Source organism: Acidisphaera rubrifaciens HS-AP3 (genome assembly GCF_000964365.1).
GTDB lineage: Bacteria > Pseudomonadota > Alphaproteobacteria > Acetobacterales > Acetobacteraceae > Acidisphaera > Acidisphaera rubrifaciens.
Window position 1 is genome coordinate 1 of the sequence record NZ_BANB01001165.1, and the last position, 228, is coordinate 228.

At 69.7% G+C, this 228-nt stretch carries 1 pseudogene; it reads left to right on the plus strand.

The window, feature by feature from the left end:
• Positions 1–228, plus strand: a pseudogene (locus B8460_RS20520) (phage/plasmid primase, P4 family); the annotation flags it as partial.

Below are 228 nucleotides of genomic sequence, written 5' to 3' on the forward strand. Positions count from 1 at the left end.
CCCGCACCGTCGCCGCCGTCGAGAAGCTCGCCCGCGCCGACCGCGCCCATGCCGCGACGGTGGACCAATGGGACGCCGACCTTTGGATGCTCAACACGCCCGGCGGCACCATCGACCTGCGCACGGGCCGGATGCACCGTCACGATCCTCTTGCCTACATGACCAAGACAACGGCCGTCGCGCCTGACACCGCCGCCGGCTGCCCGATCTGGCTGGACTTCCTCAACA